This is a genomic window from Bacillus sp. mrc49 (genome assembly GCF_002803435.1).
The window spans coordinates 1-1,025 of record NZ_PHNG01000457.1 but is presented as its reverse complement, the minus strand read 5'-3'; the positions used below and the strand labels follow the sequence as shown (position 1 = coordinate 1,025).

Here is a 1,025-nt window from a genome sequence, read left to right as displayed (position 1 = left end):
ATTCCATTCCGTAGCAGATACGCTGGTCAAACTCTTCGAATTGAAACTCGTCTATAATCGGTTTTTGTTTGCGGTGATAATCCGTATCCAAATTACGCAGCATCTTCGTATATTCCGGTAGAAAGGCGGCCGGTGCCCACTTAAGCTTTCCGCGGTCACATATCGTCATATCCGTCAGTCCCTTCGTTATGGATAACGATATTATAACACGAACACACGTTCTTAATTCATCCAAAATAAAAATGCCACTAAAAACAAAGTGGCATTTTTTAAACTAAAGCCTGTAACTTGCTGAAATGTTTATTAATTTCTTCCGCCCAGAAGGAGATGCCCATATGTTGTGACCATTCAATATCTCTGTCAATTTTCGCCTGAACAGAATTTGAAAAGATAACTTTAAAAGCATCACTCAAAGGAACATCGAAAGTTTCAGCTAACTCCTTGGCAATTCCTTCTTTAAAAGTTGGATAACCATTTTCTTCCTCATAAAGAATTTCAGCTTCCAAGTTCTTTAATTCCATTATATTGCTTACTTTTGACATATGCATTCACCACCCCTATTTTGTTAATAATATTATAATCGAAAATCTCTTGATTGTGAATAGACAGCTGGTCATAATTTGGATAATTACAAACATATTTATAAAATGTCTCTGAGTCTATTCTGCCCTGATCTCGATTTTTTATAACAGTATGTATTTTCCCATCCGCAACCCCACCGTAAACATAATCATATCCATGAGTAAAGGTTTCTAGTTTAGAACGATTTAGATAAATAAAATCTGACCATTCCGGATTCATTTCTACCCAAATTTTACTAGAAAAATCACTTTTCAATTTACCTATATTAAGCTCAAAAACAAAAACTATCGCTTCTCCTTCAAACGCTACTCTGTTTTCTGCATGTTTGCTCGCTTGATTGAAATTCGATGTCAAATAAAAACCTTTACCGAAATCTGTATACTCTTTACATTGGCTTAAATCTATATTATTTGAAAGTGAGTCAAAATATTCGGATGAAGTAC

Annotated in this window: 3 protein-coding genes; all 3 read right to left on the bottom strand. The window is 34.6% G+C overall.

The window, feature by feature from the left end; translation table 11 throughout:
• Positions 1–235 (bottom strand): YolD-like family protein (locus CVN76_RS03580; RefSeq protein ID WP_198512463.1); only part of this gene is annotated, 235 nt, incomplete at its 3' end.
• Between the two features lie 34 nt (positions 236–269).
• Positions 270–506 (bottom strand): hypothetical protein, encoded by a 237-nt coding sequence (locus tag CVN76_RS03575; protein WP_157805499.1) that lies wholly within the window; start codon positions 504–506, stop codon positions 270–272.
• Positions 496–1,025, bottom strand: a 530-nt coding sequence (locus CVN76_RS03570; protein WP_100530325.1) for a DUF3990 domain-containing protein, incomplete at its 5' end; no start/stop codon positions are given. The genes CVN76_RS03570 and CVN76_RS03575, both read right to left, overlap by 11 nt.